This window comes from Chryseobacterium sp. 1B4 (genome assembly GCF_036631475.1).
GTDB lineage: Bacteria > Bacteroidota > Bacteroidia > Flavobacteriales > Weeksellaceae > Chryseobacterium.
The window spans coordinates 1,097,590-1,110,794 of sequence record NZ_JAPNUF010000007.1 but is presented as its reverse complement, the minus strand read 5'-3'; the positions used below and the strand labels follow the sequence as shown (position 1 = coordinate 1,110,794).

Here is a 13,205-nt window from a genome sequence, read left to right as displayed (position 1 = left end):
GGCAGATGAATCCGGTAGATTTGGAGTTGATCAAATTAAAAAGGCAATGGCGGAAAGTTGTTTCAAAGAACGGAGAAAAACCCATGCTGATCTGTTTGGGAGAAAAACATGAAACCGATCTTTTTGATGGTTTTATCAAGTCGAAGCTTTCTGAGGATGAAGAGGGAGATGATGTTTTTTTGCTCCATTACCAGGAATTTAACGGGATGAATTCTTTCGGACAAACCTTGTTGGATGAATGGACGGAATTCTATGAAATGCTGAAGAAAAGTGAAGAAAATATTCCGGAATGGGAACTCAGACAACCTGACGAAACTTTTAAAACAGATGCATACAAAGCCTTTTATCCTTTACTGGAATTAAAGAAAAATTTCGCCAATATTAAGGATTCCTGCATCTACATTTATATAGCTCCGCTAAGGATCAGCGATACCGAAGAGCTTTCTTTGTGGGTAAAAGAATGGTGCAGGATCTGCGAAAAGTCGGGAAATAAAGATATTAAACTGGTCTGGGCAGAGCATCACCATTACAGGACCTTGTCAAACATCTCCTCAGCGCATAGTTTCCGGGTAGAAGTAGATATTCATCAGCTAATGCAGAATACGGCTGCCCATACCAATCGTAAAAAGAACAGTCCGGATACGGATTTTCAGCAGCAGATCCTCACAGCGAGTAATCATTTAAGTAAAGAAAGGTTCAGAGAAGCGGAATATGCACTGAAAAAGGCGGTGAAGCTTGCCCAAGAACAAAAGAATAAACAGGGAGAAATTTCTGCCTATTTTATGCTTACCCAGGCTTATACGGCAGATAAAAAAAGGATAAAGCAGAAGACACCTACCAAACCATATTTGAAGAAGTAGAGCCGGATACTCCGCTGGAAGTTCAGATGTATATGAACTATGGAAGCCATTTATTAGGGAATTCCAAAAAATCCAGGGCACAGAAAGCATTTGAAAAAGCTGCAGAAACGGCTCAGAAAATAGGAGAATATGCAATGGCTATTGAGTGTTACAGAATCATCGGAACGTTGAATGATACGGTTCTGACAAAAGATAAAATGATCAGGTATTTTGAAAAATGCCTGGATATAGCAAAAGTGATGGATTCTTCAGCAAGGGAACAGAGCAGTCTGAGGTTTGTGGCCTCTATGCTTATTCTTAAATATGATGGAGATACGGATAAAAAAGCACTACTGGATAACGAAATGAAGGGCTATTTTGGTGATGACTGGAAAGTGAGCGTGGAAAAACCGAAAGCGGGCTAATCTCAAATTAAAAGAATCATGGCAGATCTGAATAAAAAAACAGTAAAACCCATCAAGGTAGCAAAACCGGATATGAATCCGGACCGCTCCTGGAAGGTAAATGCAGATGTTACCTCGGTAAGCTGGGATAAAACCACACAGGGATGGAAAAACGGAATGAAGAATAATTTCGATTCACTGAATCCTGTTTCCATGGCTAAATCCATAGCGGGCGGGGACTCTGGCCAGCCGGCGAAAAGCAGTGGAGGCGGAGGTGGGGGCAGTGCTGTGACTGCAGAAAAAGCGGCTCCGGAAAGCAAAGTGAAGCTGATAAAGGTTAATACTCCTGCAATGCCTTCCACAGCCATTCAGCATACGAGTAAGCATTTTGATATTGTACTGGCGATTGATATTCATTGGACGCTCATTCCGCCGCCGCCTTCATTTATGCTGATTCCATTACCGTTGCCACATCCGTTTATCGGGATTGTTTTTGATATTATGGATTACATTACCATTACGATTCCGATTCCGCAATTTGCAAGAAACCTGATGCCGTCTCTTCCGGAAAGCATTCCGATGGGAGGGTCAATATATGTTCACGGAAGACATAAAGCAACTACAACCACCAGTGTTATGGGGGTTGTAATCCCTTTCAGACATATCACTTCTTTGATTCCTGTTTATATTATTCCTTTTCCTCAGGAAGCTCCACACGAAGGAGAGGTCTATTACGGCTCGCAGACTGTTTTGGCACAGGGAAGTAAAATGAGCGGCAATCAGCCTCAGCAGGTGCTTACCTGTATGGGATTCCCTTTCGGAATGACCATGCTGCCTGCAATGCCTGATAAACCAAAGAAAAACCCTCTGGCTTATTTTGCTTTCTACAATAATTTTTCAAGTATGTATATCCAGATCAATACGGGCGGGCCGGTATTGGTGGGAGGAGCCTTTGTACCCCATGTTTATACTCCGGGAGAAATGCTGATGCGTCTTGCGGGAATGTTTTTAATGAGAAGTTTGACCAAGAAAATAGGAAAACTGGGAGCCAACGGTTTAAAAAAGCTTAATCACAGTGTTCTTAAAAAAGCTCCGTTCAATAAATTCAAATTTGCCAATGCTTTATCCAAGAAATTGTGTCATTGGGGATTTGAACCTGTGAATTTTGCAACCGGTGCTATGGTTTTCGAATGGGATGATTTTGTAATTCAGGGCAGTACACCTTTAATCTGGAAAAATATCTGGCACAGCGACCGGCCTTATGATTTTGGCCCGCTTGGAAACGGGGTTTTCAATAATCATGATCTGTTTATTCTACCTGAGGAAGATAATAAGTTTGCCGGATGGATGCATCCGGACGAAAATATAGCAATGCTGATTCCTGCTCCTGAAATAGGTGAGGAAATGACGTATTTCAGAGATCAGAAGATATGGCAGTACAGACCAAGCAGCAGCATCTGGGTAATCCGTAAAGGAACTGATATCTATACGTATCAACGTTTCCATCATATTTCGGAAGGAACTATATATAAAGTAATCCGTATTGAATATGGTGACGGAACAATCAGGGAATATGAATATGAAGACCGGAATATTGTCCTTAAAAGTATAAAAGATGTTAAGAGTGGCTGTAGTATAGAAACCATTATTCATCCTGAGTATAAAAAAGTAACAGAAGTTTACTATTGTTATAAAAAGCAGAGAGATCTGCAGGTTCGTTATGATTATGATGAGCGGGGTAATCTTACCCGTGTCTGGGATATTCATAAAAAGGCCATTGTGTTTCATTATGATGGAGAAAACCATGTGGTAAGAAGAACCAACCGTAACGGAATGAGCTATCAGTGGGAATATGACAAAAGGGAAGGGTAATCCATACCAAAGGAACGGATGGATATATGGAAGGTAAACTTCATTATTATGATGAGGAAGGTTATACAGAAGTTATCTATCCAAAACAAAATAATAAAACAGAGGAGTACCATTACGATGAAAACTTTCTGGTTTATAAAAAAGTAGATGGAGAAGGTGGTGAAACCTGGTATGATTATACCGCACATAATGAGCTGAAAATGATTGGATCACCTGAAGGCAGAGTGGAAGGATTCACCTATGATGAAATGGGGAATATCAAAATTTACCATAGTCCGGATGGCGAAGAATATCACTATCAGTATAATGAATTTGGACAGGTTACAGCCCGTTTTTCACCTTCCGGAGCTTCAGAAACTTGGAGTTATGACGAAGACGGAAAACTGTTGAACTATACCGATCCCATAGAAGAAACCGTCTATTACCAGTATACCGATGGAGAAAGACTTCCTGAAAATAGCAGAAGAGGGGATATTGCAACTTACTATGAATACAATCAGAGAGGACAGATTACTCATATAGCCAATACGGCCGGAGCGGAACAATATCTGAAATATGATGAATACGGAAGAATGCTTGTTTTCAGCCCGAAACCATTAAACAGAACCATTCTTAACAGAGACAGGATGGGAAGGGTAATAGAAGTAGATGAACAGGGACAGCTTCCTTTAAAACTTCGTTATGATGCTTATGATCTGCCGGTATATGCCACAGACGGCCGGGCAGAATGGCTTCTGAGCTATACTCCGTTGGGAAGCCTGAAACGCAGAGTTAGACGGAATGCCATTACCAATAAAAAAGAAGAAACCCTGATCTTCGGCTATGATGCCTATGAAAATTTAGTAAGCATTACCAATGAAAAAGGGGAAATATATTCTTTTGAAAGAAATAATAATAATGAAATTATAGGAGAAACAGGTTTTGACGGTCAGAAAAAATTTTTTATAAGAGACAAAGACGGTCTTATTACCCAAAGAAGAACCCCACAGGGAAAAAATACATTTTACGAGTATGATTTGGGACGAAGGATTACGCAGACCCATTATCCGGACGGAACATGGGAAGCCTATCAATATGATACTTCAGGATTACTGATTAAAGCTGATAACGAAGACAGCAGCATCAGTTTCCAGAGAAATAAATTAGGGCAGATCACCAGTGAAAAGCAAGGTGAACATTCTATTCAGTATGAATACGACAGTCAGGGAAATCTCGTAGGTTTACAAAGCAGTCTGGGTGCGGAGATAGAATATGCCTACAATGATTTGAGACACTTTAAAACAGTAATAGCTGCCACTCCGGATCTTAAGCTGCCATGGCAGATGAACATTGATATCAGTCAGAGTGGGCAGCTGCTTTCCCGTGAAATCACAGGCGGAATAGAAAGTACATTCGAGTTTGATCATACCGGATTGCCAATAAGCCAGAAGGTGACAGTTAATAAAACTGATACAACTTTACATAAAGATTATAACTGGGCTGCAGGAAACCGTTTGTTCCATATTCTGGATAGAGTAACGGGCGGAAGAACAAGGTTTGATTATGATGCGTTTGGAAGCCTTGTGGCTGCAGAATACTCCAGTGGTGAGGTGCAATATAAAAATCCGGATGCTACAGGCTGTCTGTACGAAAGTGTAAAAAGAACCGATCGTGTGTACGATAAAGGAGGAAAGCTGATGCGTGACAAAAACTGGTTCTATCATTACGATGAGGATGGTAATTTACTATTAAAAAGTAAACGTCCGATCAATAATGTTTTACCGGAGCATCAGGAGGAAGAAGATATTGTGCATCCTTATTACAAAACCATCGCTTCAGACTGGCTGAATACTCCTAAGCTGCCAGACGGTATAGATTTACCCAATGTAAATTCAATACCTTCCGCAGAAGTGCAGAGCCCGGAATGGAACCCTGGTGACTGGGCCTATTTCTGGGGTGCCAACGGAATGCTTACCAAAGTAAAACGTCCCGATGGGAAAGAGGTAAGCTTTGAGTATGATGCCATCGGAAGAAGAATCTCAAAAATTGGTCTAAAGAAAATAACTCGTTATATTTGGGATGGCAACGTTCTTCTGCATGAATGGAGCTATGATATTGATGAAGAACCTGTAACGACAATAGATGATGACGGAAACGTTCTTGAAGGAAAAGAACCTGTACAAAATGTGGTTACATGGATATATGAGCGAAATTCATATGTACCGTGTGCCAAAATTATCAATGGAGAAAGCTACAGTATTGTTTCTGATTATTTAGGAAGACCGGTACAGGCTTTTGATAAAGAAGGTAAAGTAATCTGGAGTACAGAATATGATATCTATGGAAATCTTAAAAATTTAAAAGGCGGTAGGTATTTTATTCCTTTCAGGCAGCTTGGGCAATATGAAGACATAGAAACAGACGGTCTTTATTATAATCGATTCAGATATTATGATAACGATAGCGGAAATTATATTTCCAAAGATCCGATCGGCTTAGAAGGCAGAAATCCCAATTTATATGCCTTTGTGTTTGATAGCAATATTTGGGTCGATGTTTTTGGATTGGATGCTTTCTACCAACTGTTTAGTAATGGTGTGATGGTGTATGAAGGAATTACGGAACGGCCTGTTCAGGAACGTTTTATGGAACATGCGAGAGATGGAAAGGTCTTTGATGAAGTGAAGTATGTTGATAATTTAAATGGAAGAATTGCTTCCAGGAATATTGAAGGCTCTGCATTATTTCATCATAAAAGCCAGGCCTTACTGAATAAGAGAAGGCTTGACGGAGGTTTCTATCACTCTTATGATCCTGCCAATCTGAAGCAAGGAAGAAAATTCTACACTGCGGCTGAAATAGATGATATTATGAGTAAAGCAGAAACCAAATCCGTGGAAAGCAACGGTAAATTTAAAGTTGAATGTAAATAAAGAAAAAATATATAAATGAGCAAAATACCTCAAAAGATACAGAAGAATATTGATAACATAGAATCGTTAAAAAAACAAATCTCCGGATGGAAAAAACTGAGTGCAGAAGAACTGTTTCAGGCTGTAAAAGAGTTTGAAAAGACACCGAGACTTGAAGTATCAGTATATTATAACAATCTTTTTAACGATGCAGAATTTGCTGATATTCTTTTAGATATTTATAAAAGTAATGCTGATAATACCAAACTGGTAGTTTTACTCATTTCTGCAATAGGGAATATGCTCCAAAGGTACAATTTGCCGGAAACAAAGGAGATCTATGAGTTGATGTTTGAAAATGCTTACAAAAAAAATATAGGTCCTTATGTGGCAATATTTCTTCCAAGAATGGAACATTTCAAAAATTACAATCAAAAGTGGCAGTATTTTATGGAGGTAAAGGAAATGTCTCCGAAAAAGGTAGCAGAAAGCTCTTTTGAGGTTATCATAGATTTGTATGGTGGTGAAATTCCTGAGGAAAATAAAAAAGAGGTAGCAGATTATTTTAACAAAAAAGCAGAAGAATCCAATAATGAATATGGAAAACAATATTATTTAGATTTAGCAAATCAGTTTAAATAATTGTGATATAAATCTTTTAATTTGCTTAAATGAGACATATGCATATGAAAGGTAATCACCAGCAATAAAAAGATAAGATTATGGAAATTAGTAACTTAAAAGAAAGCATGATGTTAAAGAATAATATGATTGAGCACTTTTCCACCTTATTATAGTATGTAAAATTTAATCCAATCCATATATATGAAAAAAATATTCTCTGAACTTAAAGGTTTCGTGATATTCAGTCCACAGCTTTTAGCACAGTATCTGCAGGACCATCATCTTTCAGGTACTAATATTTTAAAATATTTCGTAGAAAACGAACATGGAGATGTCATAACCAGATCCGGAATTGCTATTCCTATCATAGGAGTAGAAGAGGATTATTATGCTTTCCGGCTTTCCATGAATAATGAAAAGATTTTGAATGATGAAGAAGTAGAAGTAGAGTCGAAAGGCTGGATATTTCAGACTGCTAATAATGAAGTGAAAATTGTAGGCATCGGTTATTTAAAAGATACTGCTTCTATTAATGATGAAAACAGTATAACACTTTCATTAGAAAACGGATGGTATTCTTTAAAAATACGGGGTGGGAATAAAAATGGTGAAAGACTATTTGAACTGAATATGCAGAAGCAGGACGTGCATCCGGCTTTCAGTGGTGATGTAACTACGGAATATTACTATGGTTAAAAAATTAGTGAAAAAATATTGAACCGTAAATATTTCATCCCTGAGTTTAAATATCTGATATTGAGATCTTAATATTCAAATTTTATTTGGTTAAGGACATTGAAGTCTTGAACTTGTTTAAACTTATTTAAGAAAGAGTTTCCAGAAAAATTAGCAATTTAGAGTTGAAAAAAAGAACTAAAATCTGGAACTCATAAGCAAAGATAAACTGGAAAAATGGATTTTGCCTCATTTAAGTAAAGGCAAACGAAGATTTTTCACGAGATTTGATTTGGGCAAAATCTTAGCTCATTATAAAACAATTGAAAACAGGCTGCCAATGGCGGGAATTGAATCTAAAAGAATATTTTTCAAAAGAAACAATAAGCTGGCAATTCGTTTATTATTTCAATACATAAGGACGGTTCTTTCAGACGAATTTGGATTTCTCTTCTCCAGAATAATAAATAAAATTAGATCTTTCCAGTGTACAATTAGATGGAAGCCATACCCGCAGCAGACGGGAGGAGAATCAGTAGGGTATCAGGGAAGAAAATCATCCAATACTACTAATTGTATTTTTCTCTGTGATAACCGGGGGCAAATGCCTTCAACGGGAAGTTCAATAAGCGGAGAGCATCATGACCTTTATAATATTGAAGAAACTTTAGAAGATATTTTATTGATAGTTTCAAAGCTTTATAAGATTTGAAATACTAAATCTAATGTGGATAAATCTACATTATTTAGCCTTCTCTATTTTGTTTCTAAGAAAAATAAAAGTTTAAACAGGTTAACATTAAAATCCAGAACACTACAGATCTTAATTGTTCATATATTTTGCTCACAAAACAAATAATGAAGCTTTTTAAACTTTAATAATGCAGACGTTATGAAAAAAATATCCGTTGCTTTTTTTACGGCTCAGCTCGTATAGTCTCAGGTATCGGTAAATACCGTTAATCCCCAAGACACATTTCATGCAGACGGGGCGAAAGATGACCCCGCGGCTTCCCAGCAGGCCAGCCCGTAAATCAGCAAACACCATAGATAAAGAGTTTTATGGATGCTGCTGAAAATTGGAATTTAATGTAGTTTTTGGGCTAAATGTCATGCATTTAAAATTACAGTGAGTATCATCAATTTTTACAATATTTTTTTTCTGTTATTATTGATTATTGAGATTTTTGCATACAAAGCTATTTAAACTTTTTAAAGAAAGAGTTTCCAGAAAGTTAGCAATTTAGAGTTGCAAAAAAAGAACTAAAATCTGGAACTCATAAGCAAAGATAAACTGGAAAAATAGATTATACCTCATTTGAGTATGTTAGGGAAGAAAATCATCAAAACCAGCAATTGTATTTTCCTTGTGATAACCAGGGACAGATGTTTTCAACCTGGGTAATCTAAATTATTTGGCTTTTTCTGTTTTGTTTCTCAGGAAAATAAAAGTTTAACAAGTTTTACATTAAGTGGATATAATAAAAAAGTAGAATAAAAGCAATTTATTTCTATTCCAAATCCACTATATATTCTCTGTATTTTTTAACAGATTTTATGTTAAACTTTTTTCTTACATAATTAAAAAAGGTGGTTACCTTATAACCAGGATATTATGAAAAAAAATATGTTATTACTTTTTGTGTGTTTTTACTTTGGAACAGAAGCACAGCAATTGCTACAGCCCGTACAACATGACACTACAGAAAGAACAGGTGTCCCTTCGTCCTCTTTTTTTATTACTTCTAGCCTGAAAGCCCACACAAATTACCTTTTATCATTGGAACCGAAGAGACCGTTTTCATGTTTTGGCGTTGGCTGGAGAATAAAGAAAGAGCTGGATCCTGGACAATTAAGTTTTCGATACCGAACAAAAAAAGAGGATATGAGTGGTCTGACTGGGAAACTGCAAATGCAGATTTTTCTCCAAAAGAAACTTCTAAGAATATGTACTGGACAGATGCACTGTTTAGTTACGATGCAACATCTCAAGATTTTATAGAATTTGAGTTTTCTAACACTGTAACAGCAGATGAAATGCAGATTGATCTGTTTGATGGAAATTATGCAACAAAATATTTTGATACACCTAAAAATGAATATAAAACAGTAGCCTGTCCTGAATTTCCATCAATTATTACAAGGAATGATTGGTGTGGTGGATCTGCCCCTTGCAGTTCAGTAAATACTCCTTACTCCGTTGTAAATATTGTACCAACACACGTTGTTATTCATCATGGTGGAACACCTGATACTTATACAAACGGGGCTAATATAGTTCGTTCCTACTGGAATTATCACGTAAATACATTAGGATGGTCAGATATTGGGTACAACTATCTGCTTGACAAGGAAGGTAACCTGTATCAGGGCAGATACAATCCCAATATGCCTACAACAGATGTAAGAGGTGCTCATGCAATCCATTACAATTCAAAAGCAATTGGTGTATGTTTTCTTGGTCATTCAGATTTTACAATTTCAACTTCAGCACAGCTCAATAAGTTGTATAGTCTTCTAGGATGGTGGTTTAAGTATAAAGGATTTGACCCTACCTCTTCTGCTTCTATACTAAATACTATTCGGCCAAGAATTATGGGGCATCGTGATGTTGGTACAACTATATGTCCTGGAAACGATTTATATTCAAGGTTAGACACCATACGAATCAAAACAAAAATTGTGAGTGATGCTGTAGGATGTGAAACGCTTGGCATCAGCCAATATAGCAAATTTAACAATTCTTTTATGGCAATTTCTCCTAATCCTAATGATGGAAATTTTTCTCTCTCTTTTGTAAGCAATAGAAGGTCTACAATTTCCGTATCTTTCTATGACCAAAGGGGAAAAATTGTTCATTCACAAAAAGGTGAAGTGAAAAAAGGCGAAAATACTATACTATTTAATTTAAAGAAAAAGTTTGTGCAAGGAGTTTATACTTTGCAAATCGATCAGGCCGGCAAAAGATATTCGAAGAAGATTATCATAGAGAATTGATATTGAAGTCATTTAAACTTATATATAAAAAAGGCTTGGCTATTTTTATATTGCGAAACATAAAAAACAAATCAAGCCCATGAGTACCAGGTACTTGACAAAGATATAATAGAAAATGAAATAGTCCCCTACTGCACTTTATTTACAGACAGGCAGGGACTCCCTTTAGCCATCTCTGATCCTATCGCCGGGAATCATAATGATCTGTATCATATTGAAATGTATTTTGACAAGATCACTCAGACGCTAAAAAGAGCAGATGTTGCTATAGAAGGATTATTTATTAATGCAGATGCTGGATTTGACGCTCAAAACTTCAGAAAGCACTATGAAAGTAAAAATATCATCGCCAATATTGCTTTCAATAAGCGGAACGGATCAGATACCGACAATTTTTATTTTGATGAAATTTTATATCACCAAGGATATGCAATAGAAAGAACAAACGCTGGGTTAGACAGCTTCAGATCGTTGCTCAATCGTTTTGATACGGTATCCAGCTGGAAATCTTTCAATTATTCAGCCTGTATGGTAATTACTTCGAAAAAATTCAAAATGAAAGTTTAATTGACCTCCTCTTTAAACACCAGAAATACGAATTTTATTGAAAAATATTTTGCCAGTTATAAAAAACTTTCTATATTTGCACCACTGAAAACAACGGTACTACCGGAGTTGAAGGAGAGTTGGCAGAGTGGTCGATTGCGGCAGTCTTGAAAACTGTTGACTGTAACAGGTCCGGGGGTTCGAATCCCTCACTCTCCGCTGAGAGGGTCTTTTAATAAAAGATCCTCTTTTTTGTCGTATATAAGAAGTCCTTTATCCTTCATTTTTAGGTGATTATGCGACAATATCTCCATCATGGTAGGTGTTCGAAAGATTTGATTTTCATAATAAAGATTGTTGTCGAACACCAAGCTTACAAATTCCCGTTTTTGAAGCGTTTCCGCTGAATCATATACACAACGTAGATCGGTCAACATATCCAATTTATTTTCCAGTATACCAAATGCAAGACTTCTATTTTCACTCAATCTTTCAATCGCTCCTCTTAAGCTTATAATCTCTGCATCGTAGATAGAATACCAGCGATCATAGGTATCCTTATTAATCTCATTCTTTATCCATTTTTCTTCAAGCGAATATAGCTTCTCTTCATTCTCCTGTAATTGCTTTTTCTTCTCACTAACTTTTTCAAGTTGAATTCCAGCTCCCTGTCAATCGACTCCCTGCTTTCCGTTCTGATCTTTCTTACACGGGTAGTGGGAAGGCTCATAAGCTCACAGATTTTCAAAAATTGTTCATGTGCTTTAATTGCGCTTATATTATTATGCTTGCTGTGTTTGCATTTATAGTAATGGTAATATTTTCCCGACTTACCCCTTGAAGGAGCTCCAGAAAGAGGATTACCACAATGACATTTCAAAATACCACGCAAAGGAATTTCATCATCAATGACTGTCCTTGTCTTCCCTGGCCGTTTGATCTTTTCCTGTACCATTTGCCATGTAGTCCTGTCAATTATCGGTTCGTGGATACCCGGGAATAATCCACCCGGCGCCCCTTGATGTGAGGTGGCTTTGATAAGTCCAGTATAAGATGGATTTTTTAAAACACGCTCAATAGCCATATTGCCCTTGATTGTAAACCCAAGTTCCTCGGCCTGTTTTCTTATCAGATAGATAGGTGTATTTCGCAGAAAAGAATCATAGATGAAACGTACTATTTTCGCCTGAGATTCATCAACCACCAGTATGCGTGCCTTTTCTAAGCCTTCCTTCCTATATCCGAATGGTGGATTCTTGTATGTATACCTTCCCTTTACGGTTTTTGCAGTGTATATTCCTCCTCTTACCTTTACACTCCTATTGATATTTTCCTCTTCAGCGAGTAATAGCTGTAAGCCTGCTCGGAAATAACTTCCAGGGGTATCATAATCAAAGGTGATATTTTCTGTTACACTGACGATCTGGATACCATATGTTTTTTGTAGCCCCTTTACCATCGTAATTGCTTCATCGGCTATACGGCTGAAACGGTCAAGCTGGTCAACAACAAGGTAATCCACCTTTTTATGATGGCTAACAATAAATTCTTTAAGTTTGATGAAGTCCGGGCGGTCAAAAGTACGTGCACTTTTCCCTTGATCTACAAAAGAGTCAATCAATTCCACACCATTGAACTTTAACCAATTATCAGTAATCATTTCCTGTCTCTCTATTGAGCAAACACTCTGTCCTTGTTTACTGAACCTTAGGTATCTTATTGCTTTTTTCATAGTATTCTTTTAAAGTTGATGAGACGATTATCTGTATGATAAGTTTTTCAAGCTTATCCTCTTTCTCGATCTCCCTTTCTTCTTTCAGTTCTTCTATCTTTTGGTCCAATTCATTGTCTGTTGTCCAGTTCTCTTCCTTTTTATCAGTACCGCTTTCCATTTCATCCTATGATTTAGATTTATGATAAAATCTGTCTTTCAGATTTTATCATAAATCTAAAGGAGAAACAAGCCTGCTTTACTAAATTGGTATTTAGAGGCACGATTTGTCATATATATGCCTAATCATATATAAGATCAAATCCAATGGTAAGGTTTATCCTTGCGGTTTAGATAACAGTACATTTCTTCCTTCGTAAGTCCGGGAAAGAATTCTAAAGCTCGATCAATAGCATAGTTCGGAAGAAAAAAGATCTCATCACGGATTGCCTTAATCACCTTCTCATGACCGTAAAAACGAACCAGCTCATCAATTTCATCCTGCCCTCCACGTTCTACAATACGTGCAATAACTGCCTTATAAGCTTTTTGCCAATCGAGCTTCTCTGTATCTGTATCCCAAAAAAAATGCGGTTCAAAATTCGGTTTCATAATGTAACATTTTGATTTTCTTACACATAAATAT

12 protein-coding genes and 1 tRNA gene are annotated in these 13,205 nt (G+C 37.0%); 10 read left to right on the top strand and 3 right to left on the bottom strand.

What is annotated here, in order from left to right:
- The first annotated feature begins 5 nt into the window (after positions 1-5).
- The 10 genes from OWR28_RS15100 to OWR28_RS15055 all read left to right on the top strand — a co-directional run bounded on the left by OWR28_RS15100 (position 6) and on the right by OWR28_RS15055 (position 11,067).
- Positions 6-860 carry a hypothetical protein gene (locus OWR28_RS15100; RefSeq protein ID WP_332387303.1) on the top strand — a complete coding sequence of 285 codons (855 nt, stop codon included), beginning with the start codon at positions 6-8 and terminating at the stop codon, positions 858-860.
- A gap of 32 nt (positions 861-892) precedes the next feature.
- Entirely contained in the window at positions 893-1,264 is a 372-nt protein-coding gene (locus OWR28_RS15095; RefSeq protein ID WP_332387302.1) for a hypothetical protein, read from the top strand.
- A gap of 18 nt (positions 1,265-1,282) precedes the next feature.
- Entirely contained in the window at positions 1,283-3,115 is a 1,833-nt protein-coding gene (locus OWR28_RS15090; RefSeq protein ID WP_332387301.1) for a DUF6531 domain-containing protein, read from the top strand.
- 26 nt (positions 3,116-3,141) lie between these two features.
- Positions 3,142-6,027 carry an RHS repeat-associated core domain-containing protein gene (locus OWR28_RS15085; RefSeq protein ID WP_332387300.1) on the top strand — a complete coding sequence of 962 codons (2,886 nt, stop codon included), beginning with the start codon at positions 3,142-3,144 and terminating at the stop codon, positions 6,025-6,027.
- Between the two features lie 15 nt (positions 6,028-6,042).
- The gene (locus OWR28_RS15080; RefSeq protein ID WP_332387299.1) at positions 6,043-6,648 is read left to right on the top strand and encodes a hypothetical protein; all 606 of its coding nucleotides are present in this window, start codon (positions 6,043-6,045) and stop codon (positions 6,646-6,648) included.
- Between the two features lie 183 nt (positions 6,649-6,831).
- Positions 6,832-7,326 carry a hypothetical protein gene (locus OWR28_RS15075; RefSeq protein ID WP_332387298.1) on the top strand — a complete coding sequence of 165 codons (495 nt, stop codon included), beginning with the start codon at positions 6,832-6,834 and terminating at the stop codon, positions 7,324-7,326.
- A 319-nt stretch (positions 7,327-7,645) separates the two neighbouring features.
- Positions 7,646-8,017 (top strand): hypothetical protein, encoded by a 372-nt coding sequence (locus tag OWR28_RS15070; protein WP_332387297.1) that lies wholly within the window; start codon positions 7,646-7,648, stop codon positions 8,015-8,017.
- 1,091 nt (positions 8,018-9,108) lie between these two features.
- Positions 9,109-10,302 (top strand): N-acetylmuramoyl-L-alanine amidase, encoded by a 1,194-nt coding sequence (locus OWR28_RS15065; RefSeq protein ID WP_332387296.1) that lies wholly within the window; start codon positions 9,109-9,111, stop codon positions 10,300-10,302.
- A 219-nt stretch (positions 10,303-10,521) separates the two neighbouring features.
- Complete coding sequence (locus tag OWR28_RS15060; RefSeq protein WP_332387295.1) at positions 10,522-10,869, top strand: hypothetical protein; 348 nt, start codon at positions 10,522-10,524, stop codon at positions 10,867-10,869.
- Positions 10,870-10,982: 113 nt separating this feature from the next.
- Positions 10,983-11,067 (top strand) — tRNA-Ser (locus tag OWR28_RS15055).
- A gap of 355 nt (positions 11,068-11,422) precedes the next feature.
- Here the strand turns inward: OWR28_RS15055 and OWR28_RS15050 are convergent.
- The 3 genes from OWR28_RS15050 to OWR28_RS15040 form a co-directional block, all read right to left on the bottom strand.
- Positions 11,423-12,580 (bottom strand): recombinase family protein, encoded by a 1,158-nt coding sequence (locus OWR28_RS15050; RefSeq protein ID WP_332387294.1) that lies wholly within the window; start codon positions 12,578-12,580, stop codon positions 11,423-11,425.
- The gene (locus tag OWR28_RS15045; protein WP_332387293.1) at positions 12,546-12,740 is read right to left on the bottom strand and encodes a hypothetical protein; all 195 of its coding nucleotides are present in this window, start codon (positions 12,738-12,740) and stop codon (positions 12,546-12,548) included. Before OWR28_RS15045 ends, OWR28_RS15050 begins: the two co-directional genes overlap by 35 nt.
- A 137-nt stretch (positions 12,741-12,877) precedes the next feature.
- Positions 12,878-13,171: a DUF6922 domain-containing protein gene (locus OWR28_RS15040; protein ID WP_123274591.1), complete on the bottom strand. Its 294-nt coding sequence runs from the start codon at positions 13,169-13,171 to the stop codon at positions 12,878-12,880.
- Positions 13,172-13,205 lie beyond the last annotated feature (34 nt).

Bases quoted from the DNA above. Each gene is read 5' to 3' on its own strand.
- OWR28_RS15100 (WP_332387303.1), top strand. From the start codon at position 6: ATGAATCCGGTAGATTTGGAGTTGATCAAATTAAAAAGGCAATGGCGG.
- OWR28_RS15095 (WP_332387302.1), top strand. From the start codon at position 893: ATGAACTATGGAAGCCATTTATTAGGGAATTCCAAAAAATCCAGGGCA.
- OWR28_RS15090 (WP_332387301.1), top strand. From the start codon at position 1,283: ATGGCAGATCTGAATAAAAAAACAGTAAAACCCATCAAGGTAGCAAAA.
- OWR28_RS15085 (WP_332387300.1), top strand. From the start codon at position 3,142: ATGGAAGGTAAACTTCATTATTATGATGAGGAAGGTTATACAGAAGTT.
- OWR28_RS15080 (WP_332387299.1), top strand. From the start codon at position 6,043: ATGAGCAAAATACCTCAAAAGATACAGAAGAATATTGATAACATAGAA.
- OWR28_RS15075 (WP_332387298.1), top strand. From the start codon at position 6,832: ATGAAAAAAATATTCTCTGAACTTAAAGGTTTCGTGATATTCAGTCCA.
- OWR28_RS15070 (WP_332387297.1), top strand. From the start codon at position 7,646: ATGGCGGGAATTGAATCTAAAAGAATATTTTTCAAAAGAAACAATAAG.
- OWR28_RS15065 (WP_332387296.1), top strand. From the start codon at position 9,109: ATGTTTTGGCGTTGGCTGGAGAATAAAGAAAGAGCTGGATCCTGGACA.
- OWR28_RS15060 (WP_332387295.1), top strand. From the start codon at position 10,522: ATGTATTTTGACAAGATCACTCAGACGCTAAAAAGAGCAGATGTTGCT.
- OWR28_RS15050 (WP_332387294.1), bottom strand. From the start codon at position 12,580: ATGAAAAAAGCAATAAGATACCTAAGGTTCAGTAAACAAGGACAGAGT.
- OWR28_RS15045 (WP_332387293.1), bottom strand. From the start codon at position 12,740: ATGGAAAGCGGTACTGATAAAAAGGAAGAGAACTGGACAACAGACAAT.
- OWR28_RS15040 (WP_123274591.1), bottom strand. From the start codon at position 13,171: ATGAAACCGAATTTTGAACCGCATTTTTTTTGGGATACAGATACAGAG.